The organism is Sulfurimonas sp. HSL-1716 (assembly GCF_039645975.1).
In the GTDB taxonomy this organism is placed as follows: Bacteria; Campylobacterota; Campylobacteria; order Campylobacterales; family Sulfurimonadaceae; genus Hydrocurvibacter; species Hydrocurvibacter sulfurireducens.
In genome coordinates this window covers 1,353,138-1,375,619 of sequence record NZ_CP147918.1, presented here as the reverse complement: position 1 = coordinate 1,375,619, position 22,482 = coordinate 1,353,138, and the positions used below count along the sequence as shown (strand labels likewise).

General features: G+C 42.8%; 19 protein-coding genes. 7 read left to right on the top strand and 12 right to left on the bottom strand.

Features of this window, described 5'->3' with window-relative positions:
• Nucleotides 1-82: 82 nt before the first annotated feature.
• Nucleotides 83-1,990 carry a ferredoxin--nitrite reductase gene (locus WCY03_RS07000; RefSeq protein WP_345991507.1) on the bottom strand — a complete coding sequence of 636 codons (1,908 nt, stop codon included), beginning with the start codon at nucleotides 1,988-1,990 and terminating at the stop codon, nucleotides 83-85.
• Nucleotides 1,991-2,207: 217 nt separating this feature from the next.
• Here WCY03_RS07000 and WCY03_RS06995 point away from each other — a divergent pair, with 217 nt between their 5' ends.
• Both WCY03_RS06995 and WCY03_RS06990 read left to right on the top strand, forming a co-directional pair.
• Nucleotides 2,208-3,488, top strand: a complete 1,281-nt coding sequence (locus WCY03_RS06995; RefSeq protein ID WP_345991505.1) for an MFS transporter — start codon at nucleotides 2,208-2,210, stop codon at nucleotides 3,486-3,488.
• Between the two features lie 13 nt (nucleotides 3,489-3,501).
• A complete protein-coding gene (locus tag WCY03_RS06990) occupies nucleotides 3,502-5,139 on the top strand; it encodes a protein phosphatase 2C domain-containing protein (RefSeq protein WP_345991504.1) in 1,638 nt (545 codons plus the stop codon).
• On the opposite strand, the gene WCY03_RS06985 is transcribed toward WCY03_RS06990, so the two are convergent.
• Genes WCY03_RS06985 through WCY03_RS06975 form a run of 3 tightly spaced genes read right to left on the bottom strand, consistent with a single transcriptional unit; the run spans nucleotide 5,136 to nucleotide 6,725 of the window.
• Nucleotides 5,136-5,990: a hypothetical protein gene (locus WCY03_RS06985; protein WP_345991502.1), complete on the bottom strand. Its 855-nt coding sequence runs from the start codon at nucleotides 5,988-5,990 to the stop codon at nucleotides 5,136-5,138. The two genes, WCY03_RS06990 and WCY03_RS06985, sit on opposite strands and share 4 nt — an antisense overlap.
• Nucleotides 5,987-6,307 carry a flagellar motor switch protein FliN gene (gene fliN / locus WCY03_RS06980; RefSeq protein ID WP_345991500.1) on the bottom strand — a complete coding sequence of 107 codons (321 nt, stop codon included), beginning with the start codon at nucleotides 6,305-6,307 and terminating at the stop codon, nucleotides 5,987-5,989. Before fliN ends, WCY03_RS06985 begins: the two co-directional genes overlap by 4 nt.
• A complete protein-coding gene (locus tag WCY03_RS06975; protein ID WP_345991498.1) occupies nucleotides 6,297-6,725 on the bottom strand; it encodes a chemotaxis protein CheX in 429 nt (142 codons plus the stop codon). The genes fliN and WCY03_RS06975 overlap by 11 nt, the downstream gene beginning before the upstream one ends.
• Nucleotides 6,726-6,866: 141 nt before the next feature.
• Here WCY03_RS06975 and WCY03_RS06970 point away from each other — a divergent pair, with 141 nt between their 5' ends.
• The 5 genes from WCY03_RS06970 to WCY03_RS06950 all read left to right on the top strand — a co-directional run bounded on the left by WCY03_RS06970 (nucleotide 6,867) and on the right by WCY03_RS06950 (nucleotide 13,912).
• Nucleotides 6,867-7,601, top strand: coding sequence for a sulfite exporter TauE/SafE family protein (locus WCY03_RS06970; protein ID WP_345991496.1), 735 nt, complete (start codon nucleotides 6,867-6,869; stop codon nucleotides 7,599-7,601).
• A gap of 18 nt (nucleotides 7,602-7,619) precedes the next feature.
• Nucleotides 7,620-10,430 carry an excinuclease ABC subunit UvrA gene (gene uvrA, locus WCY03_RS06965; protein WP_345991495.1) on the top strand — a complete coding sequence of 937 codons (2,811 nt, stop codon included), beginning with the start codon at nucleotides 7,620-7,622 and terminating at the stop codon, nucleotides 10,428-10,430.
• The gene (locus WCY03_RS06960) at nucleotides 10,430-11,509 is read left to right on the top strand and encodes an MltA domain-containing protein (RefSeq protein WP_345991494.1); all 1,080 of its coding nucleotides are present in this window, start codon (nucleotides 10,430-10,432) and stop codon (nucleotides 11,507-11,509) included. The genes uvrA and WCY03_RS06960 overlap by 1 nt, the downstream gene beginning before the upstream one ends.
• Entirely contained in the window at nucleotides 11,506-12,075 is a 570-nt protein-coding gene (recR, locus tag WCY03_RS06955) for a recombination mediator RecR (RefSeq protein WP_345991493.1), read from the top strand. The genes WCY03_RS06960 and recR overlap by 4 nt, the downstream gene beginning before the upstream one ends.
• Nucleotides 12,076-12,148: 73 nt before the next feature.
• A complete protein-coding gene (locus WCY03_RS06950; protein ID WP_345991491.1) occupies nucleotides 12,149-13,912 on the top strand; it encodes a cache domain-containing protein in 1,764 nt (587 codons plus the stop codon).
• 14 nt (nucleotides 13,913-13,926) lie between these two features.
• Here WCY03_RS06950 and sulP read toward each other — a convergent pair whose 3' ends face one another.
• The 8 genes from sulP to WCY03_RS06910 all read right to left on the bottom strand — a co-directional run bounded on the left by sulP (nucleotide 13,927) and on the right by WCY03_RS06910 (nucleotide 22,480).
• On the bottom strand, nucleotides 13,927-15,621 hold the full coding sequence (gene sulP / locus WCY03_RS06945; RefSeq protein ID WP_345991489.1) for a sulfate permease: 1,695 nt from the start codon (nucleotides 15,619-15,621) through the stop codon (nucleotides 13,927-13,929).
• An 85-nt stretch (nucleotides 15,622-15,706) separates the two neighbouring features.
• Nucleotides 15,707-16,501 (bottom strand): shikimate dehydrogenase, encoded by a 795-nt coding sequence (locus tag WCY03_RS06940; RefSeq protein ID WP_345991488.1) that lies wholly within the window; start codon nucleotides 16,499-16,501, stop codon nucleotides 15,707-15,709.
• The gene (locus WCY03_RS06935; RefSeq protein ID WP_345991486.1) at nucleotides 16,501-17,904 is read right to left on the bottom strand and encodes an anthranilate synthase component I family protein; all 1,404 of its coding nucleotides are present in this window, start codon (nucleotides 17,902-17,904) and stop codon (nucleotides 16,501-16,503) included. The genes WCY03_RS06940 and WCY03_RS06935 overlap by 1 nt, the downstream gene beginning before the upstream one ends.
• Before the next feature lie 25 nt (nucleotides 17,905-17,929).
• Nucleotides 17,930-18,610, bottom strand: a complete 681-nt coding sequence (locus tag WCY03_RS06930; protein WP_345991484.1) for an SPOR domain-containing protein — start codon at nucleotides 18,608-18,610, stop codon at nucleotides 17,930-17,932.
• A gap of 13 nt (nucleotides 18,611-18,623) precedes the next feature.
• Complete coding sequence (locus WCY03_RS06925) at nucleotides 18,624-19,166, bottom strand: DUF1882 domain-containing protein (protein ID WP_345991482.1); 543 nt, start codon at nucleotides 19,164-19,166, stop codon at nucleotides 18,624-18,626.
• A gap of 18 nt (nucleotides 19,167-19,184) precedes the next feature.
• Nucleotides 19,185-20,432: a serine hydroxymethyltransferase gene (locus tag WCY03_RS06920; protein ID WP_345991480.1), complete on the bottom strand. Its 1,248-nt coding sequence runs from the start codon at nucleotides 20,430-20,432 to the stop codon at nucleotides 19,185-19,187.
• Between the two features lie 31 nt (nucleotides 20,433-20,463).
• Nucleotides 20,464-21,990, bottom strand: a complete 1,527-nt coding sequence (gene lysS, locus WCY03_RS06915) for a lysine--tRNA ligase (RefSeq protein ID WP_345991479.1) — start codon at nucleotides 21,988-21,990, stop codon at nucleotides 20,464-20,466.
• 22 nt (nucleotides 21,991-22,012) lie between these two features.
• Nucleotides 22,013-22,480 (bottom strand): Fur family transcriptional regulator, encoded by a 468-nt coding sequence (locus WCY03_RS06910; protein WP_345991477.1) that lies wholly within the window; start codon nucleotides 22,478-22,480, stop codon nucleotides 22,013-22,015.
• Between the last annotated feature and the right edge of the window lie 2 nt (nucleotides 22,481-22,482).

Here is a 22,482-nt window from a genome sequence, read left to right as displayed (position 1 = left end):
AAAGAATCGATGATCAATCCCCAAGGCATGTTCCTTTCGTTTATGAAATACGATCGGACACTTGGGGGCATAACCTCTATTTTTAATCCTCCAGCGCTATAAACGTTAAAAGTTCCGAAAAAACTACGGCTCGGTTCTCATTGCCTATCATCTTTTCAATCATCTGCACGAATTTTTCATCCATATGTAAAACAAGTTTTCTTATATCTTCCGGCTTTTCTCGTTTGTTTGCATTTGTAAATCTCTCATACGATGAATACGCTTCTTTTTTTGTCAGTTGGTAATAGAGTCTTCTGCCAAGTTCAAAAAGTTCGAACTCTTCGTTCTTTCCGGTATTTGTTATCTTGTTTATATCCAGTTCAAGCTCTATCTTGTTATGTCTCAGGTAAGCTTTTAACTGCATCATAAAACCTATATATGCCGATGTGTACTGCGACAAGACCCTGATGTTGAACTTTTCAAAACTTTCGTTCTTGATTCTTAGTTTTTTATATTCGAGCATCAGACTCTCTACAAAAAAATGTGCATATCGCAGAGGAGCCGATTTGATGACGGTGTATCCTTCAAGACCTTCGCCGGCAAGTCTGCCTCCGATGCTGATGTGTACTCCGTCCTCAGTTACTTCGGCGACTTTCGTTTTGCATCCTTCAAAACCTATGTCTGCGAGTCCATGCAGACCGCATCCTTTGACGCATGCTGACCAGTACATACGTACCCGTCCCGATTCCAGAGGAACGCTTGTGCTTAGATAATCGGCCATACGTCTGGCATCCTCTTTGTTTTCGATAACACCGAACGTACAGTGTTTTGTTCCCGCACATGCGATAAGATTGTTGAAGTAGGGCGTATCGATGTTTTTGTATTTTTGAAAAAAATCCTCCTGCAGCAGAGCACTTGTGTCTTTTACTCCAAGAATATAGAGATTTTGTTCGATGCTGAACCGAAGTTCGCCGTTTCCGAATTTTTCGCTCAAAGATGCCGTCTGCAAAAGATCGGTTCCGCTGAATACTCCCGATGGAACTACTACATGCACAGCGAAACTGCCGTCTCTAAGCTGCACTTTGCCATGCCCCGCATCGGTAAAATCAAGGCTCGTCATCGTCTCTCCCGCAGTTGCAAAATCTATACCGGCATTTTCCCGTATGGCGCTTGCAATCTCCTCCATTTTGACCTCTTGAATAAGAAAATGAAGTCTGTTCTTGTTTCGATTGTCTCTAAACCCGAATCTTTTGAACAGGTCGATGATCGATTCGTATGCTTTTAAGACCTCTTCTTGGGAAGATAAAAAAATATCGGCATCTTTGGCTACTTGACCCACTTTGCCGCCAAGATACATGTTATAACCGTATATCCCGTCTTTTTGCGCAAGCACGAAACAGCAGTCATGTCCAAAAGCGTTGCATCTGTTTGAAAACGAACCTGAAACAGCTGTGTTGAACTTTCTCGGCAGTGCGCTGATCCAATTTGGATCATGCAAAAACTTGCTTTGAAGTTTTTTTAAGAGATCCTGGGATGGAAGTACGTTGTCATATGCATAGCCGTCCAGCGGGTCGTTGACGATGTTTCTAAAGTTATCCACACCCGTTTGGTAAGAATCTATCCCTACCTCTTGCAGTCTTTTGAACAGAGTCGGAATGTTTTGTATGTCAAGATAGCGAAGCTCTACCTGCGCCCTTGTCGTTATATCGATGTAATCTCTTCCATAGTCACGTGCGACTTCACCGAGAGCTTTGGCTTGTTGGGAGTTAAGATGTCCTCCCGGTATACGAACGCGCATCATGAACTGTTTTGGTGTCAAAGTATCTTTGTCAAAAAGACCGAAACATTTTAAAAAATATTTTTTGTCTTCTTCAGGTATAAAATCGTATCCCTCTTTTGCATAGATTTGAAGTTTGTTAAAAACATCGATCGGGTCTTTGAGAGTTTTTATATTTTCTATCTTATTCGTTTTGCCGGCTTTAGCATCATATGCTTGTTGTAATCTTTGCATCTTATCCTCCATTGTAAATCAGACAGATATGTATACATAAAGTATGCAGGCATATCTAAATATGAATGTTTTGAAAATTGTAGCATCGAATTAATGTAAAATTAATGTTAAACTGTATAAATTTTAAACAACAAACTGGTCAATAATAGGATATTTCCCTGTTATAATTTTGATGTTCAACATTTGTTAATGAAAAATTAAGTTTAAGGATGACAAGATGGCAGGAATTAGAGCATTAAAAGGACAGGGACACTGGCCGACGCTTATGGCAGCGTTTTTGTATTTTGATTTTAGTTTTATGGTGTGGACTATGTTGGGTCCTCTTTCAACGGAGATCAGCGAAGCGCTTGCGCATGCAGGATTTATCATGAGTGCGGCGCAGAAGGCCACGTTGCTGTCCATTCCTATATTAGCGGGAGCGCTTTTAAGGATACTTCTCGGGTTCGGAGTCGATAAGTTTGGAGCAAAAGCAACCGCTCTTGTCTCTCAGGCGGTTGTAATAAGCGTACTTTTTTATGCGTATTTCAGAGGAGTCGGCATCACATACAACGAATTGCTGCTGGTTGCATTGGGTCTTGGTTTTGCGGGTGCTTCTTTTGCAGTAGCGCTTCCTCAGGCAGGGCAGTGGTATCCTCCAAAGCTTCAAGGGGTCGTACTTGGGATTGCCGGAGCCGGAAATATAGGCGTTGTCATAGATTTCCTCTTTGCGCCTAAGATCGCTGAGATCTGGGGATGGGAAGCAGTATTTTTAGTGGGCGGATTTCTCTCGACCATCATCTTCATAGCTTATATATTTATGGCAAAAGACGCACCCGCAGAGGTATATACGCCGCGCCCTAAACAGCTAAAAGACTATATGAAGCTTTTAAAGGACAAAGATACATGGTGGTTCAACCTTTTTTATGCGGTAAGTTTCGGAGGGTTCGTCGGTTTTGCGGGATACATGAAGGTCTATCTTATGAATACCTATCAGACAGATATGAGCGCATTTGGACTGAATGTTTTGGATGAAGGCAACGTAAAAGTAGTAGCCGGGTATTTCGGAGCTTTATGTATATTTGCCGGTGCGGTACTGCGTCCCGTCGGCGGGGCGGTTGCAGACAAGATGGGCGGGATAAAATCGCTTTATCTGTTTTTTGGAACGGTTGCGCTGATGGCTATGATAAACGCATTTGTCACTCTGCCGTTTCCAGTAGCTATCTTGGTACTGTTTTTTATCATGGCAAATCTGGGAATGGCAAACGGCGCCGTTTTTCAGCTTGTGCCTCAAAGATTCGGAAAAGATATTGGTATAATGACGGGTATAATAGGCGCTGCGGGAGGTCTTGGCGGTACGGCTCTTATCAAGACTTTCGGCTGGAGTAAAGGTGCATTTGACGGTTATTCTGCCGGTTTTATGATCTTTGCAGTCGTCGTCGTAGCGGCATTGAGCGGTATCAGTCTGGTAAAAACCAGATGGAGAACCACATGGGGAGTGACTGCCGGAGGCAGAATATAAAACAGGAAGAGATATGCCCTTTACCAATATAAAAAGTTCCGGATTTACTCTCGTAAAAGGCAAAGAGCTTCTCGGTGATGATTTTTTTGAGGTAAAGACTCTTGGAGGTTTGACCGTCGCCATAGTCTGCGACGGAGTCGGAAGTGCCGCCGAGGGAGCCGAAGCCGCATCGAGGGTAACTTCATATCTTATTAACAACTTCAAGATGCGTCCAAAAAGCTGGAGTATCGAAAAATCGATCATCACTTTTATAAAGTCGATCAATTCCATTTTATATAAAGAGTCGATCGTAGAGTATGAGCGTCCTGAACTCGTTACGACTCTGGCACTGGTCGTCATTGAAGGAAACCGCCTCTACGGTGCAAATGCCGGAGACAGCAGGATCTATCTTTATAGAGACGGCAGTATAAATAAACTCTCCCAAGATCATGTCATGCAAGAAGAAGGATATGAAGATGTCCTTACAAAAGCCCTCGGCATAGAGGAGGAGATAGAACCCTACTATTTCGAGAACATTATTCAAAAAGGCGATAAGATACTGCTGTGCAGCGACGGTCTTTACAATATAATGGATAAAAACCGACTTGAAAACGGCATAGGATTCGGGGCTCACGGACTTGTAAAAAAAGCCAGCAAGATAATGCGCCATGATCTTCCGGACGACACTACCGCCGTTGTCTTGGATATCGTAAAAGTAGATGAGTTCGAAATATTAAAACAGCTGCGCCTGCCGGTTTTAAGAGCATTGAAAAAAGATCAAATAATCGACGGATACGTTTTAAACAAGCCGCTTGCCCAAAACGAAAGGACATGGATATGTTTGAAAAAAAACAGACGCTATGTTATAAAGTTTCCGCCTCTTGAAGCGATCGACGATGAAAGGATATTGGACCTTTACGTAAAAGAGGCATGGAACGCAAAAAGATTAAACTCTGTTTTTTTTCCTAAGGCCGTGATACCCAAGAAGAGGACATGCCGCTACTACATAATGCCGCTGCTAGAGGGTGAAGATCTGCAAAGTCATCTGCAGCATAAACATATAAGCATAGACGACGCCATAGAACTAGGCAGGGCCCTTTTGGGCATGTCCCAGTATCTTTTGCGGTACGATCTGGTTCACGGTGACATCAAACCAAAAAATATAATGGTGATGCAAAACGGCAGCGGCATCGATTTTAAGATCATAGATTTCGGAAGCATCACAGAGATATTTTCTACAAGTTCAAGAGCCGGAACCCCGAGTTATCTTTCTCCTCAGAGATTTAAGAACGAAGCGATCAGCGAGATAACGGAGATATTTGCCATCGGCGTTACGCTTTATATGGCATTGACGAAAAAATATCCTTACGGAGAGATAGAACCTTTTTCAAACCCTTCGTTCAAAGAAGCAAAAAAGCCGAGCGTATACAATAAAAATATTCCCGATTGGCTCGACAGCGTGATACTTCGAGCCATAGCCATAGAGACACACAGGAGGTACCAGCACTATTCTGAGATGATGTATGAACTGCAGTTCCCGCAAAAGGTCAAGCCGTTTTTTCCAAAAGACAGCTCGATCATAGAACGCTCGCCTCTGCTCTTTTACAGAACGGCCTTTACGGTCATGTTTATTTTAAACATCGTGCTGATAATCTACTTTAACATCCGTTAAACGTCATATGCTATCGAAGCGGCTTTTTCCTTATATGTCTGAAAAGGTTCTTTTTCTTTATTCTTTATCTGTAAAAGATTCGTAAGCTCTTCGTTACGGGATTTGAGTATCTCTTCAAATTCGTTGGTCGTTACGGGTTTGTTGTCTTCGAATTTATCCAGAAGAATGTTGTCGTTGCCTGCCAGGATAAGATAGCTTAGATTTCCGTAATCGACCATGATCACTTTGTTTACTTGATCTATCTGTTTTGAAAAACGTATATTTACATCTTCCTGCTCGGCATTTTTGCTACTAAAAAGCCATGGTCTTCTTGCAGGTTTTGGTGCACCTGGAGATCTTTTTGCCGGGTTTGCCATTTTTCTCTTTAAATAAAAAACGAAGACAAGACCTGCAAGCAAAACAGCAATGACGATATAGTAGCCGCTTGAGATCTTGAGGTCTTTTTTTGTAGGCAGAGCTGCGACCGAGCCGGTGGCGCTTGTCTGTAACGCAGGGGCAGTTTTGTTAAATCTTAAGCGGAGTCCGTACGCATCGGATGTTTTTGATGCCTGCAGGTTTACGTTGGCAGGAACATATGCGGTGATTTGAGTATAACCGGATACCGGGGTAATGGTCAGCTGAGTCAAATAAGGCGATGTCAGCTGTTTTGTCTTTTGGGATTCTATCGTCGCGTCTTCAAGCTTGATTATTATTTTTGAGTTTGACGTCTTTTGGCTTATGACTCCTTCGTAGGGAGTGTCGAACGTGAACATTACATCGACCCTGTCGCTTCTGTCATAGACGTTATAGCTTAATATCTTTGATGCAAAAAGTGCAAAAGGAATGAGAAGCAGAAATATTGTCTTTTTCATAATCTTTCCTTTGATAGATGGTATAAGACGGCACTGGAACTCAAGATTTCGTTTATACGGATAGCAAGATTCTTTTCATAGACCATTACCTCTCCTTTTCCCAAGATGCGTCCGTTCACATAAGACTCCACACTCTCTCCTGCAGGTTTTTTGAGATCGATCACAGAGCCTTTTTCCAGTTTCAGTATATCGCCGATGCTGAGCTCCGTTTCTCCCAGGTCTGCAACAAACTCGACTTCCATATCAAGCAGGCCTTCATAGTTCATCCATGAGAGCTCTTTTTGTGAGTCGAATTCGTTTTCATTGTTATGCGGCATTGTTTTCCTTGATCGCTACTATTATATTAGTGTTGTCTATATTGATATTGATTTCCGCATCATACGGGTAATTGAACTCTTTTATATCCAAAAATACCGGAGTTCTTATATCAAATGCTTTCATTCCGTTTTCCTGTGCTATCACTTTTGCGCTTCCTACTATCATATTTGCCGTTTCCATCAGCATGTCTTTGAGCGTTTCTTCGTCACACTCTTCTTCAAAAAGGAAGATTCCGCACAGCATCTCAAGCAGCTCTTTTGGCGCGGCTACGTATACTTTATGCGTATTGCTGTTCTCCATTATGTTTATAGAAGCAATAAACATTCTCATTTTCGGTATCTCGTTGGTCAATGAGTAGGGTTTTCTGATCTGATGTTCACAAAAGTTGGTAGCGGCTTTAGTGATGGTAGATAACATTTTTTAATCCAATAAACAAAATTTAGTAGATTATACGTTATACAAACCTAAAAATAAATTAATATAGAGATCGTCCGTGTATCTACATAAGCATTTCTTGGGTATAATCGGGCGAAATTTGAACCAAATTAAAGAGTGTTGATGTTTGAACTTGGTCTGCTTGGTACTTTCGTCGGACTGCTGTCCGGTTTTTTTGGAATAGGGGGCGGGACTATCCTTGTCCCGCTGCTTCTGTTTCATGGATTCGATATGAAGACTTCTATCGGAATATCCGTCGTTCAAATGGTTTTCAGCTCCGTATACGGCAGCTATTTGAACCTGAAAAAAGGTACTTTGGACGTAAAAATGGTCTTCACCATAGGTGCAGGAGGTTTCATAGGAGCGCTTTTCAGCGGGATGATAGTCTCAAATGTGAGCGCTATCGTTTTACAAAGCGTCTTTTTGGGTTTTACGGTTTTTGCGCTTTTAAGACTTTTCTTTAAGGTCAAAGAACATAAAGGCCATAAAACCCTCAACCCCGCTATCTTGTTTGTAATAGGATTCTTTTTGGGTATGTTCAGCGTATCCATCGGAGTAGGCGGTTCACTTTTACTCGTTCCGATCTTGGTCGGTTTTTTGCATGTGAAGCTGAAAAATGCGACGTCCGCAGGGTTGTTTTTTGTGGTTTTTTCTTCGATCTCAGGATTCATATCGCAAAGCCTGCACGAAGTCATAGACTTTCACAGCGGACTCATCATAGGGGCTGCGTCGCTTGTCGGTGTACATTTTGGCGTAATGCTGAAACATACGGCAAGCGAATCCCTGCAAAGAAGGCTGCTTATACTGTTTTACGTGGGCGTAGTCAGCTATTTGACGTATAGAACATTTTTTAAATAGAGCGAATTAGGATAGATAATGATAAAAATTTTTGGTGCACGTGAAAACAATTTAAAAGATATCTCTTTAGAGATACCCAAAAACAAGCTGGTCGTTTGTACGGGTCTCAGCGGAAGCGGTAAGTCTACACTGGCGTTTGACACGTTATATGCAGAGGGACAGCGCCGATATATAGAGTCTCTCTCCTCTTACGCAAGACAGTTTTTGGATCGTATAGGAAAACCGGATATCGATAAGATAGAAGGGCTGACTCCCGCGATCGCCATAGACCAGAAGACAACCTCTAAAAATCCCCGATCGACAGTAGGAACCATCACCGAGATCTATGACTATCTACGCCTTTTATATGCGCGCGTGGGCGTGCAGCACTGTCACAAATGCGGAAAAAAGATCACTCATATGAGTGCCGAAGATATTATAAACGAAGTCTTAAAACTTCCCAAAGGCGCGAAAGTCGTCATGCTTGCACCTCTTGCCCGCGAGAAAAAAGGTTCGTTTAACGAGATGATAGAGTCGCTGGTACAAAAAGGATATGTCAGAGCGATGATAGACGGCGTCATGACAAGGCTTGATGAAGAGATAGAGCTGAGCAAGACAAAAAAACATACTATCAAAGTGGTCATAGACCGTTTGGTAATAAGCGAAGAGAACAAAGACCGTATAGCCCAGGATGTAGAAAAAGCGCTAAAGCAGAGTTACGGCGAGCTTGAGGTCGATATCTTGAACCATGAGGAGCTGGGGATCAAAGAATCGAGCATCCATTACAGCGAACATAATGCATGCTTTGACTGTAAGATAAGTTTTGACGAGCTCGAACCTTTATCTTTCTCGTTCAATTCTCCAAAGGGAGCATGTCCGGAATGTGACGGTCTTGGAGTGCGTTATGCATTGGATCATGACAAGATAATAGACCAGGATCTCTCTATCGAAACGGGTGCGATCAAGATAGTTTACGGGTTTAACAAAGGGTACTATTTTACTTTTTTAAAAGGTTTCTGCGAAGCGAACGGTATCGATATAAAGATCCCATTTTCGGAGCTGGAGGAGTACCAGAAAAAAGCGATACTTCACGGCGGTGTAGACGAGGTCACCTTTCTTTGGAAGAATCATCCTGTCAAACGTGTATGGCCGGGCATCATCAAGATAGCGTACGATATGTTCAAAGATGAGAAAGAGCTGGCTGATTATATGAGTGAAAAGGTGTGTAATGTCTGCAGCTCATATCGATTGAAGCAGGAGAGTCTGGCGGTAAAGGTATCGGATCTTGGGATAGCATCGATCCTTGATATGCCTATTGCTAAAAGTTACGAATGGTTTAAATCTGACAAGAACTTTTCTCACCTGAACGCTCAGGCAAAGATGATAGCAGCACCGATCCTCGGCGAGATCAGAGAGCGTCTTTATTTCTTATATGACGTGGGTCTTGGTTATATAACTCTCGGGCGCGATGCAAGGACTATAAGCGGAGGAGAAGCGCAGCGTATACGTATCGCCTCGCAGATAGGCAGCGGGCTTACGGGGGTCATGTACGTTCTTGACGAACCGAGCATCGGTCTTCATGAGAGGGATACCCTAAAGCTCATCCGCACACTCCGTTCGCTTCAAGAGAAGGGCAACAGCGTGATCGTCGTCGAACATGACAAAGAGACGATAGAGCAGGCAGATTATATAGTCGATATAGGTCCGGGTGCGGGAAAATTCGGCGGAGAAGTCGTTTTTGCAGGAACGTTCGATGAACTGAAAAAAGCCAAGACTCTTACAGCCGATTACATTGTCGGGCGCAAAAAGATAGAGTATTTTTACAGACGTCCGCAAGAAAAATTCATCGAGATAAAGAACGTAACGCTCAACAATATCAACGACCTGAGTGCCAAGATTCCTCTGAACAACTTTACCTGTATAACGGGAGTGAGCGGAAGCGGCAAAAGCTCGCTTATCCTTCAGACGCTTCTGCCTACTGCAAGAGAGATACTCAACCATGCCAGAAAAGTAAAAAAAGTTGCTGGTGTGGAGATAGACGGCTTGGAGCATGTGGACAAAGTCATCTACCTCGATCAAAGTCCGATAGGCAGAACTCCGAGATCCAATCCTGCGACATATACGGGAGTCATGGACGAGATACGTGCGCTTTTTGCAAAGACGAAAGAGGCGAATATACGCGGATATAGCTCCTCAAGGTTTAGTTTTAACGTCAAAGGCGGACGCTGTGAGAAATGTCAGGGCGAGGGTGAAATAAAGATAGAGATGCATTTCCTGCCCGACATCATGGTCAAGTGCGACGCGTGTAAAGGCACAAGGTACAATGCACAGACTTTAGAGGTGCATTACAAAGGCAAAAGCATCTCCGATGTCTTAAAGATGAGCGTGAGCGAAGCTTTGGAATTTTTTGAAGCGATCCCCAAGATCAAGATCAAGATACAAACGCTTTTTGACGTGGGTCTTGGGTACATCACTCTGGGACAGAACGCAACGACGCTCTCAGGCGGTGAAGCGCAGCGTATCAAGCTCTCTAAAGAGTTAAGCCGCAAAGACACAGGAAAGACTCTGTATATCCTTGACGAACCTACGACGGGGCTTCATTTTGACGATGTGAACCGTCTGACAAAAGTCTTGCATAACTTTGTGGAACTCGGAAATAGCGTGCTTGTGATCGAACATAATCTCGATATGGTCAAAAATGCCGATTATATCATAGACATGGGGCCAGAAGGCGGAAGCGGCGGTGGAGATATTATCGCCGTGGGAACACCAGAAGAGCTTGCACGAGATTATAAGAAAACGGGAAGCTATACGGGAGAGTATCTTAAAAAAGAGTTGGACAGAGAGTGATGCGGTTTTTTTTACCTTTTATTATGATCGTTTTTTTTGCGGGATGCTCCAATAAGCTCACTGTACCGGCGATGCCGGATACTACGTTGCAAAAAGCAGATATTTCCGATCTGCAGGGATTTGAAGATGAGAACTTCGATGAGGTCGTAGAGGGATTCTTGCAAAACTGCAAAACTAAAAAAACGCAGGAAATGTACGGCGTGCTCTGTCAGGAAGCTTTGCATGTAGACGACAAAAAAGAGTTCGTAGAAGAGAACTTCGAACTTTACCAAATAGTCGGCAAAGAGGGCGATACGGGGATGTTGACCGGGTATTACGAACCGGAGCTTCACGGTTCTCTCAGCAGGCATGACAAGTATATCTATCCACTTTACGAAAAACCGCAAGATATGTACGATATCGATTTCAGCACTCTTTACCCAGAACTTAAAAAATATAACCTCAAAGGCAGGATCGAAGGAAATAAAATAGTCCCGTACTATACAAGAGCCCAGCAAAAAGACATAAACGCTTCTGCCATCTGTTATGTTGACAATAAAATAGACGCTTTCTTTTTGGAGATACAGGGTTCAGGTCGTGTCAAACTCGACAACAATGACACCATATATATCGGATACGGCGGAAATAACGGACAAAAATACACCTCTGTCGGAAAATATATGATCTCAAACGGCATTATCGATAGGAAAGACATGTCCCTTAAGAACATAAAAAAATGGGCAGCGGAAAACCCGAAAAAGGTCGATGATGTCTTAAACCATAATCCAAGGGTCGTGTACTTTAAAAAGAAGGTCATGACAGAAGTAAGAGGTTCTTTGGGCATCCCTTTGACGCCGATGCGCTCCGCTGCGGTAGACAGCAAATATATACCGCTTGGAAGCATGCTTTATATCGATGCAAAAGATATGTATCATAATATAGACCGGATCGTATTTGCTCAAGACAGAGGAGCTGCCATAAAATCCGCTATAAGAGCCGATCTGTTTACGGGTTTTGGCGACGAGGCTCTCGATATCGCCGGAAATCTCAAAGCAAAACTGAAAATGTGGATATTCTTGCCTAAAGTGAATGTCAGATGAAAAGATCACTGGAAAAATTCAACCGTCTTGTCGAATGCTTGGAAGAACTCCCTACGATAGGTAAAAAGTCAGCCGTCAGGCTTGCATACCATATGGTGATGAAAGAGAGTTTTAACGCTATAAAACTGGCACATGCCATAGAAAATGCGGTCGGAAGCCTCAAAAAATGCATCTCCTGCGGCGGGATGAGCGAGGACGAACTTTGTGCGATCTGCAGCGATACTTCAAGAGATATCGAAGTGCTGTGCATCGTCGAAAACGCCAAAGATATACTGACTTTTGAAGAGAACGGGCTTTTTGAAGGAAGATATTTTGTACTCGATTCTTTGGAACATCTGGATGTTTCTCATCTTCAAGACATCGTCTCAAGCGGGGTAAGCGAAGTGATATTCGCACTTACTCCTTCGATCCAAAACGATGCCGTGATCCTTTACATAGAGGACAAACTGCGTGAGTATAATGTCAGATTCACAAAAATTGCTCAAGGGGTACCCACAGGAGTCAGTCTTGAAAATATCGATATCCTTTCTCTTACAAGGGCATTGCAAGACAGAGTAAAAGTATAAAAATTCTCATTGTTTTGTTATTTCTATATTTATTGGGTATGATAGTATAAAGTTATTGTCAGAAAGTTGCCTTATGAAGAATTTGCTTGATTTTTTGAGTGAAAAAAATTTAGTCTCTTTAATCGCGTACGGTCCGTTTATCTTCATACCCTTCGTCATAACGATGATTTCGATGTTTTTGCTGCATTTGACCGAGCTTCAGTATCAAGATTCTCTCAAAGATATGGAAACAGTATATGTCGAAGCGCAAAAAAACAAGACCATCTCAAAAGTCGATATCGCTTCCAAGCTGCTTCAATATAATGAATCTGTTACGACGGACATACTAAAAGAGAAACTCAAAAACAGAGTCAACACGGCGTATTCCATAGCTAAAAATATCTATGACCAAAATATCAAGAGCCATACCAAAAAAGAGGTCCAAAAGATAATTATCGATTCGCTCAGACCTCTTCTTTGGAACAATGGCGAAAGTTATATCTTTATCGTCGACTTTAACGGTATCTCGCGGCTTTCTCCATCATATCTGAGGCATTTTGAAGGAAAAAGTATCCTTGATCTGCAGGACGCACATAAAAGATATGTCGTGAAAGAAGAGATAGCGCTGGCAAAGGAAAAAAACGAAGGATATCTTTGGGATACTTTTACACGTCCGAACGACGATCTCCATAAACAGTACAAACAGCTTGCATATGTCAAGCGATTTAACCATTTTAACTGGTATTTGGGTACGGCGGAGTATTTGGATACGACAATGGCGCAGATGCATGAGCACTCTTTAAACACTTTAAGAAATATGTTTTTAAATCACAGCAAATATTTTTTCGTCATCGACAAATACGGCAACAACATAATGAACGGGCAGGACCTTTTTCCAAAAAACACCAATATACTCTCTTTAAAAGATACGGATGGAAAAGAGTTTGTCAAAGAGCTGATAAAAAGTTCCGATTCGAAAGAATCCTATTTCGTATCGTATAAATTAAAAAATCCGCTTACGGGCAAGGTAGAAGAAAAATTCTCGTATGTCAAGAAGGTTTTGGGAACCGATTGGATAGTCGGAAGCGGATTTTACTATAACTTTTTTAACGACCGTCTGCAAAAAAAAGCGGCATCTCTTCAAGAGATGTATAAAAAGCAGTATCTTAGAATCCTGTTCTTCTCTTTTGTATTGATTGTTTTGTCGCTGTTTGTCTCCTATCTTATATCCGTTTCACTGAAAAAAAGGCTGACGGAGTACTCCAAAGAGATCAAGGAAAAGAACAATGAGCTGACGAACCTCAATATATCTTTGGAAAAGATAGTAGACGAAAGAACGCAAGAGCTGCATAAAGCCTACCATGATATGAAAGAGATCGCCGTCAAGGATGCTCTGACCAAGATATATAACAGATACTTTTTTAACGATGCCCTGCAAAAGGAGATCAACAGGTCCAACAGATATGACCTTTCGTTCTCATTATGTATGTTTGATATCGATAATTTCAAAGAGGTAAACGATACATACGGGCATGATGTCGGAGATGTCGTATTGAAAACCGTTACGGAGATAGTACGCAAATATCTTCGCAGCAGCGATATATTTGCAAGATACGGAGGAGAGGAATTTATGATAATCCTGCCTAAAACGGTGCAGGAAACCTCTTCTTTGATCGTCGAAAGAATAAGAAAAAGCATCTCGGAGCATATATTCGAGGAGGTAGGTCATCTCACCGTCAGCATCGGTCTGGTCACTTACAGAAAAGATGAAACAAAAGAGGCATTTATAAAAAGAGCCGATCTGGCACTGTACAATGCCAAAGAAAACGGCAAAAACAGAATTATTACCGATGAATAGAGCTTTAAGAGGTCTTAAATAGGCTTTAAGATCTCCTCTTCTGCTGCATTGATGGCTTTGTCTATATGATCAAAAACATTCTCTTCGCCTATCATCGCGTAAAAGCCGAATTTTTTTAACATACTTTCCAGATTTGGATTTACTCCCGAGAGGATAAATCTCGTATTTTGTTTTTTACAGCGCAGATAGAACTCTTCAAGAGCATGCATCCCCGTAGCGTCTACTACGGGAACTTTGCGCATTCTGAGAATGAAAACTTTTGGCGTATAGCCGAGTGTTTCCAAAACCCTTTTCAAGCTGTCCGCGACACCAAAGAAAAACGGTCCGTCTATCTCATATATTTCGGTATATTCGGGGATATTCTTTTTTGTAAGCATATCGGGATCGTCAAGATTTTCCTCTTTGTCGGTTTCAAAACCGCTTAATTTGAATCTGCTGCTTTGTACCTGCGTTACTTCGATCACACGTTTGATAAAAAGCAGCGATGCAAGCACGACGCCAACCTGAACGGCAACGGTCAGGTCCACCAAAACCGTTAGCACGAATGTCGTCACAAGAACCATCGCATCGCTCTTTGGCCCTTGAAGTATATGTTTAAAATGATGTATTTCGCTCATATTCCAGGCGATGATAACGAGTATCGCCGCCATAACGGCCATCGGCACTTTTATGATCCATTCGGCGAACAAGAACATAAACAAAGCGATGACTATGCCGTGGACGATTCCGGCAAGCGGTGTTTTGGCACCGGATTTTATATTGGTGGCGGTTCTGGCGATCGCACCGGTCGCAGGGATACCCCCGAAAAAGATTGAGCCGATGTTCGCCGCACCTTGCGCTATAAGCTCCGTATCGGACTTATGAGTACGTCCCGTCATACCGTCGGCAACCACTGCACTGAGCAGTGATTCGATCGCTGCAAGCAGGGCAATGGTCAAAGCATCGGGAATGAGAGATTTTATAAGAGCAAAATCAAATACGGGCAGTGACGGAGAAGGAAGCGTACGCGGAATATCGCCAAAGCGCGACTGGATCGTATCTACGGGCAGATGAAACACAGATACCGCAACGGCGCCGAAGATGACGGCTATTATCGGACCCGGTATCCTCGGAAAGTATCGTTTGACCGTCAGGATAATGACTATAGAGACAAAAGCAAGTGCGAGGTTGTAAGGGTTTATATGATCTATATATTTAAAATAGGTCTCCCACTTTAGAAGAAAATCCGAAGGCAGCGAATGTATCTTCAAACCTAAAAAATCATTTATCTGCGATGTGAAGATGATAAGAGCTATCCCGCTTGTAAATCCGGTAATGACGGGATAGGGGATATATTTGATGATTGCGCCAAAACGAAGCAGACCCATAACGATGAGAAGCAGGCCTGCCATCAATGTCGCGACCGCCAGCCCCTCATATCCGTGACGCATCACGATGTCGTAGATGATGACTACAAAAGCTCCCGTCGGCCCTCCGATCTGAAAACGGCTTCCGCCAAGAAGCGAGATGAGTATGCCGGCAACTATGGCGGTATAGAGCCCTTTTTCAGGTCCGAGTCCGCTGGCGATTGCAAATGCCATGGCAAGCGGAAGAGCGACGACGCCGACGGTGATCCCTGCGACCAGGTCGGGCATAAAGTAGGAGCGTTTATATCCCTCTTGCAAGACGATAAGTGATTTTGGAGAGAATATTTCAAAAAAGTTTTTCATGTTTTCAGCATCCTTTGCTGAGTAAATATAATTTTTTCATGATTTTGGAAGTATACATCAAAATTATATTTTTGTCATATACTATTTAAAGGCTGAAGCTCTTTTGCATTATCCCCGCGGTAGTTTTCAGATCATATTTTTTATCGCAAAAAAGGTGGTTTGCAAGGACTCCCTGATATAAAAGCATATCTGTTCCGTCTTTGCATGGTATGCCCTTGTCTTTGGCAAGCTTTAAAAAAGGAGTGAGCTTTCCGTAGACGGCATCTGCTGCGTATGCAGAATGAGAAAGTATCTCGTCTGTTATCTGTTTAGGTGCAGGGTAGGCGTCATCTTTCAGACCTGCGCTCGTAGTGTTTACGACAAGGTCGTAATTGTCGCATATAAAATTATCCCAGTTCATACATGTCAGACCGAGTTCCTTAAAGTAAGAGAGTCTCTCTTCACCTCTGTTTAATACGCTTACGTGTGAGTCGTCTTGAATAAAGCGGTTTGCCAGAGCTTTAGCCGTTCCTCCGGCTCCAAGTATTAATACCCTTTTTATCTCTCCAAAGGGTTTTATAGCTTCCATAAAACCGTCTGCATCGGTATTGTAACCGATGAGTCTGCCGTTTTCATTGATGATGGTATTGACAACGCCGACGCTCTTTGCAAAACCCCGGATCTCATCACATGCGTTAAATGCCGCTTCTTTGTGAGGTACGGTGATGTTCGCGCCGCTGAGGCCGAGCTTTAAAAATGTTTCTCTTAGTTTTGAACCGTCATGAAGATGCACTCTGGTATAGCAAGAGTCTACATGCAGAGTCTTAAAAAGGAAGTTGTGCATAAGCGGAGAGCGCGAGTGGGACACGGGGTCTCCGAAGATGGCATAAAGTTTTGACATCAGTCGAGGTCTTTTAGCGAACTCGTAAGTGCGCCAAGTTTGTTTACAACTTCTAAGTACTCGAGTTCATTGATGGAATCCGCCACGATACCTGCTCCGGCTTGAAGAATTATTTTTTCAGGTTTTACCATCGCCGTTCTTATGGTAATGGCACTGTCCATATTGCCGTCAAACCCGAAGTAGCCGATGCTTCCGCTGTAAAAACCGCGTTTGAGACCTTCAAACTCTGCAATGAGTTCCATAGCTCTTATCTTCGGTGCTCCCGTCATCGTCCCTGCTGTAAACGTCGACATAAAAAGGTCGAACATATCTTTGTCTTCGCGAAGCTCGGCTACAACGTCCGAGACTATATGCATGACATGAGAAAAACGCTCTATATGCATCATATCTTCCACTTTTACGGTTCCTGTACGTGCCACGCGTCCGACGTCGTTACGTCCCAAATCTATGAGCATGAGGTGCTCAGCAAGCTCTTTTGGGTCTTCTAACAGCTCGTTTTCAAGCTCTTTATCCCTTTGCTTGGTGTTGCCGCGTTTTCTTGTTCCAGCGATAGGGCGTAGAAGTATCTCGCCGTCTGTAAGCCTTACCATGACCTCAGGAGAACTTCCGACGATGTTAAACTCTTCATAATTCATCAAGAACATGTAGGGCGAAGGATTCTTTGTTCTAAGGATACGGTAGAAACTAAACGGATCAACCTGTATATTTCTTGTGAAACGATTCGTCATAAGGATCTGAAAAACGTCGCCGCTTCTTATCATCTCTTTTGATCTCTCAACCATCGAGAAAAACTGCTCTTTGCTAAAGGCGAAAGAACCTGTGTCGTCTCCTTTGTTTTTTATCATAGGTACATAGTTGTACGAACTTTTTAATGCAGATTCAAGTTCGCCGAATCTTTCTTTCATCTCATCAAGTACGGAAACCAGAGAGATGACATTATTCTTGTGCGAATATACGATTACGAGCTTTGGCAGAATGAGATCGAGATCAGGGGTGTTGAGTTCATCTTTTAAGTGCTTCATACTGCTTTTGAGTTTTGGTTCGAACACTTTTACCATATCATATCCGATATAACCGATAAATCCGTCGACATATCCGATATTGAGTTCTTTGCATGCAGATTTGTATATGTTTGTATCGATATTTTTATAGTACTCTTTTAAGAACTGAAACGGTGAGATCTCTTTTATCTCTTTTTCCTGCAAAGCATTGGTGTAGACAGTGACGTCGTCTTTGTATTGAAGCCTCTCTCTTGCTCCTATCATAATGAAGCTGTAGTTTCCTTCGCTTTTTCCGGCGCTCTCAAAAAGATAACTTACTTCGTTCGTAAAAATCTCTTTGAGCTTATGATAAACGGCAATCGGTGCGAACTGATCAAGTGTGAACTGTGTATGATGAATCAAGAAAGGCCCTTATATAAACATATCTCTATTTTTTTGTAATAAAAGCACCCGGCTCTATATTCTTACGTATATTTTTTAAAGCTTCTCTTGCATCCGCTTCTCCTGTAAATGGACCTACCAAGACCTTGTTAATGGTTTTACCGTTTCTTTGGACTTTATGATAGCTGTATTCATAACCGAGTTTTTTAATCGATGCCAGGAACTTTTTATCCGGTTCATATTTTGCAAAAGAGCCGACTTGGACATATATCTTTTTTGTACCTGTGGTTTTAGCAGCAGGTGCTTTTGTAGGTTTTTTTGCTTTTGCCTCGCTTGAACTCGGTTTAACGGAAGGTTTTGCTGTCTCTTGTACAGGTTTCATCTCGTTTTGAGTCAAACTTTCCTGTTTTAGTTTTTTAGCTATTTTGTCAAGGTCGTCATCTGTTTTCTTATCCTCTTTTACAATTTCGACAGGTTCGAAAAGCGAACTGTTTTGTTGTGCGTCTGCTTGAGGAGACGGCGGTTCTGGAGGCAGATTCGTCTTTGCCGTATCTTGAGCTTGAGGAAGGTTTTCAACGGTACTTGATCCTGAATTTTTCATGATCATTACTACGACTATTAGAATAATCGTCAATATAGCGACGACCAGAATAACTTTCTTGCTTGAACTTGCTGCATCATTACCCTTGTTGAGGATAATATCGTTTAATTCGTTTCTCTCTTCCATAATAGCTCCTTTGTTACATATGCTTTGACCAAGAAGCCCCGCGCTCTTTGGCATAAAGTTCATATGGTAGCGTCAATATGTTGTATTCCGGCGGCATATCGTCACTCGGAAACATCTTCCATTGCTTGGGCTGTTTCGCCGCTAATTTCATAGAAATCATTTTACCAAGTTGTATAGCCTCTTGTAAAGTGGTATGCCCTTTATGTACGTAAACATGCAGGTGTCCCTCCGTTTTTGTTTTAAAAGCGGTGAAGTTTATATATCCCTCTTCACGCAGCAGAAGCTGAGCTTTATGGTAAAATCTTTCGGGATCGCGGCCATTGTAATCGATGACGATGTTTTCAACGATACCTCTGGCGTTGACGAGTGAATGAGCAACGGTTATATTACCTTTTAGATGCTCGTTTATCACGGACTGTGTTAATGTTTTGTTCACCTTTTCGAACTTGTTGAAAAATGTTCTGCCTTTAAAACTTATTTTGTCGACGACCCTGTCGCATTTTTGCCAATAATGGGTCGTCACCATTTTTATAAGTTTTAAATCCATTGCAGTCATTATCTCTGTCCTTTTGTCTTAATATGTCGGTTGGTTATATATTACGAAATTCTTCGCTAAGGCTTTTAGTTCCTCTTTTATTTCGGCTTGACGGGACTCATTGTTGATATCGTCCAGGACATCCGCGATACGGTTTGCGATCAGTTCAAACTCAGCATCTTTCATACCACGTGAAGTAAGAGCGGGACTTCCGATACGGATACCCGAAGTCACGAAAGGGCTTCTCGTTTCGCCGGGAACGGTGTTTTTGTTTACCGTGATACCCGCACGTCCAAGAGCCGCGTCGGCATCTTTTCCGCTGAAATCTTTATTGATAAAGCTTACAAGTACAAGATGATTGTCCGTACCCCCGCTTACTACGTCGTATCCGCGTTTCATCAATACGTCAGCCAAGACGGAAGCGTTTTTCTTCACTTGTACTGCGTACTCTTTCCATGCAGGCGAGAGGTTGTGTTTGAATCCGACAGCTTTTGCGGCGATTACATGCACTAAAGGTCCGCCTTGAAGCGCGGGGAAGATTGCAGAGTTTATCTTTTTGGCGATCTCTTCGTCGTTTGTCATGATCATACCGCCTCTAGGACCTGCTAAAGTCTTGTGGGTTGTTGTAGTTACGACATCGGCATAAGGGAACGGGCTTGGGTGCTCGCCCGCAGCGATAAGACCCGCGATATGTGCGATATCTGCAAAAAGGATCGCTCCTACGGCATCTGCGATCTCGCGGAATTTTTTGAAGTCGATCTCTCTGGCGTAAGCGGAAGCACCGCATACGATGATCTTCGGCTGCACGATCTTGGCGATATCCATAACGCGTTCATAGTTGATGCGCCCGTCAAGCTCCACGCCGTAAGTAAACGAATGGTAGTTCTTTCCGGAAAAGCTTACTTTTGAGCCGTGGGTCAAATGTCCGCCGTGGCTTAGATCCATACCAAGAAGCTTGTCGCCCGCTGTCAAAAGTGCTGCATAAACGGCACCGTTGGCCTGGCTTCCCGAATGCGGTTGTACGTTTGCAAAGTTACATCCAAAAAGCTCGCATGCTCTGTCTATAGCCAGTTGTTCAACACCGTCGGCGTATTCACAACCGCCGTAGTAGCGTTTTTGCGGGTAACCCTCGGCATATTTGTTCGTAAACACGCTTCCCATAGCTTCCATGACCGCAGGAAGAGTGAAGTTTTCACTCGCGATCATCTCCAAATGGTCGGTCTGGCGTTCTAACTCTTTTTCGCATAACTCATATATTTCACTGTCAAACTCTTTTAAAAAACTCATCTTTTGATCCTTTTTATGATTTAAACTTCAATTATTCTTCATTTTGAGAGTCATCGCTCTCTTTTATCTCATTGTGTATAGGCTTCATCGCCGGGAAGAGCAGTACATCTCTAATGGAATGTTCGTTGGTAAGAAGCATCACAAGTCGGTCGATACCTATACCCTGGCCTGCAGTTGGAGCCATTCCGTAGCTAAGTGCGTTGACGAAATCCACATCCATCTCATGCGCTTCATCGTCTCCTGCGTCTTTTGCGCTCATCTGCGATTCAAAACGTGAAAGCTGATCGACGGGATCGTTTAACTCGCTAAAAGCGTTTGCGATCTCGCGGCCTGCGATGAAAAGTTCGAATCTCTCCGTTATCTCAGGATGTTCGTCGCTTCTTCTTGCCAAAGGAGATATCTCTACAGGATACTCCGTGATAAACGTCGGATTGATCAGTTTGGCTTCGACAAACTCGTCGAAAAGCTCTCCTTGAAGCTGTCCAAGGTTCATGGACTCTTTTGCTTCAAGGCTGTTCGCTCTTAAAAACTCCAGTATTTTTTCTTTATCGTTTACGATCTCCTCGGGTACTCCGCCGATCTCAGAGAGTGACGTGATAAGCGGTATCTCTTTGAAGTCACCGAAATCAACTTTGAGATCTCCGTAAGGAAGAACGGTCGGCAGATTTAGATGGTCAAAAAGATATTCGAAGTACTCTTTTGTGATCCTGATCAGATCTTTGTACGTCTTGTATGCCCAGTAAAACTCTATCGACGTAAATTCAGGATTGTGCGTTGCGTCCATCCCCTCGTTTCTAAAGTTTCTGTTTATCTCAAATACCGCTTCAAATCCGCCGACGATCAATCTTTTTAGATAAAGTTCAGGTGCGATGCGGAGATATCTGTCGATCCCAAGAGCGTTATGATGTGTCACGAACGGTTTGGCATTCGCTCCTCCCGCGATAGGATGCATCATAGGTGTCTCGACCTCTAAGAATCCTTTGTCTTCAAAGAATCTGCGCGTAAGCGAGATGATCTTTGAACGGGTTTGAAACGTTTTTCTTATCTCGCTGTTCATGATAAGATCAAGATAGCGCTGACGGTATCTTATCTCTTTGTCTGTGACACCGTGAAACTTTTCAGGAAGCGGTGAGATCGCTTTTGTAAGCAGTTTTAGAGAATCTGCATGCAAAGAGAGCTCGCCTTGGTTCGTGACAAAAGGGTAGCCGCTTACTTCGATGATATCGCCGACTTCTATCATCTTTTTAAAGATATCATTGTAATAACCCTCAGGAAGATTGTCGCGTGCCACGTAGACTTGCAGCATCCCGCTTTCGTCTTCTATTTTTATAAAGCTTGCTTTTCCCATGATACGGAAAAACTTGATACGTCCGCTAAGGGTGTAGCTGCGGTTCTCATCGCGTCTGTTCTCAAGATGCTGCACGTCGGAGTTGACATTCATATATTTTAAGATCGTAGTGTTTCTGTGTGATTCGTTCGAGTACGGGTTGTATCCCAGCTCTTTAAGCTGGTTTGCTTTTTCTATACGTTGCTGAATATATTTGTTCTTAAATGGCAATTTAGAGTTCCTTGTAAAGTTGTTATTGGCAGTTTTTGCAGATGCCGTATATCTGCATCGAATGGTCTGTCATTTTGAAATCGAGTTCTTTGGCAATGGTCTGCTGGCGTTTTTCGATCTCTTCATCGACAAACTCGGTGATATGTCCGCATTTTGTGCATATCATATGATCATGATGGTCTTTGGCTCCCAGTTCATATTTTTTGCCTTGGGTGCCAAATGAGAGCGAAGTGACGATCTCCGATTCTTCCAGAAGCGTCAACGTACGGTAGATGGTAGCTATTCCCGTGTTTAACTGGGGATACTTTTCCTGGATCAGATTGTATAGAGATTCCGGTGAAAGATGTTCATCCGAGTTATACAGGGTTTCTAAGATGACTTCACGCTGAATAGTGAATTTTAAATGGTTTTTTTTGAGCAGGTTTTTAAAATCGTTAAGCAGCTTTTCGTATTCTACCGTTCTCTCCGTAAAATCTGTCGATGTGTTCATAT

What these genes read in the sequence shown, in the direction of transcription:
- WCY03_RS07000 (WP_345991507.1), bottom strand. Translation starts at nt 1,990, where the DNA reads ATGCAAAGATTACAACAAGCATATGATGCTAAAGCCGGCAAAACGAAT.
- WCY03_RS06995 (WP_345991505.1), top strand. Translation starts at nt 2,208, where the DNA reads ATGGCAGGAATTAGAGCATTAAAAGGACAGGGACACTGGCCGACGCTT.
- WCY03_RS06990 (WP_345991504.1), top strand. Translation starts at nt 3,502, where the DNA reads ATGCCCTTTACCAATATAAAAAGTTCCGGATTTACTCTCGTAAAAGGC.
- WCY03_RS06985 (WP_345991502.1), bottom strand. Translation starts at nt 5,990, where the DNA reads ATGAAAAAGACAATATTTCTGCTTCTCATTCCTTTTGCACTTTTTGCA.
- fliN (WP_345991500.1), bottom strand. Translation starts at nt 6,307, where the DNA reads ATGCCGCATAACAATGAAAACGAATTCGACTCACAAAAAGAGCTCTCA.
- WCY03_RS06975 (WP_345991498.1), bottom strand. Translation starts at nt 6,725, where the DNA reads ATGTTATCTACCATCACTAAAGCCGCTACCAACTTTTGTGAACATCAG.
- WCY03_RS06970 (WP_345991496.1), top strand. Translation starts at nt 6,867, where the DNA reads ATGTTTGAACTTGGTCTGCTTGGTACTTTCGTCGGACTGCTGTCCGGT.
- uvrA (WP_345991495.1), top strand. Translation starts at nt 7,620, where the DNA reads ATGATAAAAATTTTTGGTGCACGTGAAAACAATTTAAAAGATATCTCT.
- WCY03_RS06960 (WP_345991494.1), top strand. Translation starts at nt 10,430, where the DNA reads ATGCGGTTTTTTTTACCTTTTATTATGATCGTTTTTTTTGCGGGATGC.
- recR (WP_345991493.1), top strand. Translation starts at nt 11,506, where the DNA reads ATGAAAAGATCACTGGAAAAATTCAACCGTCTTGTCGAATGCTTGGAA.
- WCY03_RS06950 (WP_345991491.1), top strand. Translation starts at nt 12,149, where the DNA reads ATGAAGAATTTGCTTGATTTTTTGAGTGAAAAAAATTTAGTCTCTTTA.
- sulP (WP_345991489.1), bottom strand. Translation starts at nt 15,621, where the DNA reads ATGAAAAACTTTTTTGAAATATTCTCTCCAAAATCACTTATCGTCTTG.
- WCY03_RS06940 (WP_345991488.1), bottom strand. Translation starts at nt 16,501, where the DNA reads ATGTCAAAACTTTATGCCATCTTCGGAGACCCCGTGTCCCACTCGCGC.
- WCY03_RS06930 (WP_345991484.1), bottom strand. Translation starts at nt 18,610, where the DNA reads ATGGAAGAGAGAAACGAATTAAACGATATTATCCTCAACAAGGGTAAT.
- WCY03_RS06925 (WP_345991482.1), bottom strand. Translation starts at nt 19,166, where the DNA reads ATGACTGCAATGGATTTAAAACTTATAAAAATGGTGACGACCCATTAT.
- WCY03_RS06920 (WP_345991480.1), bottom strand. Translation starts at nt 20,432, where the DNA reads ATGAGTTTTTTAAAAGAGTTTGACAGTGAAATATATGAGTTATGCGAA.
- WCY03_RS06910 (WP_345991477.1), bottom strand. Translation starts at nt 22,480, where the DNA reads ATGAACACATCGACAGATTTTACGGAGAGAACGGTAGAATACGAAAAG.